Source organism: Methylobacterium oryzihabitans, from assembly GCF_004004555.2.
GTDB classification, from domain to species: domain Bacteria; phylum Pseudomonadota; class Alphaproteobacteria; order Rhizobiales; family Beijerinckiaceae; genus Methylobacterium; species Methylobacterium oryzihabitans.
Map to the genome: position 1 here is coordinate 1 of NZ_SACP01000164.1, position 436 is coordinate 436.

The 436-nt window shown below is 65.8% G+C and carries 1 pseudogene; it reads left to right on the top strand.

Features of this window, described 5'->3' with window-relative positions:
* Positions 1-36: 36 nt before the first annotated feature.
* Positions 37-436 (top strand): annotated as a pseudogene (locus EOE48_RS30350) (hypothetical protein); the annotation flags it as partial.

Sequence of the window (436 nt, forward strand, 5' to 3'; positions counted from 1 at the left end):
GGGCCAGAACCCGCCGTCCGCCCAGGGAAAAACGCCATGCAAGCTACCAACCTCGCCCTGCCCCTGACCCAGCCGCAAGCAGCCAACACCACCGTCAGCAAGCGCCTGCCCAGCCCGCACCTGCTCAAGCAGCAGATGCCGCTGTCCAGTGAACTGGCCCAGCAAGTCCAGGCCCACCGCCAAGCCATCCGCAACATCCTCGAAGGCCGCGACGAGCGCCTGCTGGTCATCGTCGGCCCATGCTCGATCCACGACCCACGCTCGGCCCTGGAATACGCCGACCGCCTGGCCGCCCTCAGCAGCGAAGTGGATGACAAGCTGCTGCTGGTGATGCGCGCCTACGTCGAAAAACCGCGTACTACCGTGGGCTGGAAAGGCCTGGCCTACGACCCGCACCTTGATGGCAGCGACGACATGCACTCGGGTATCGCCTTGT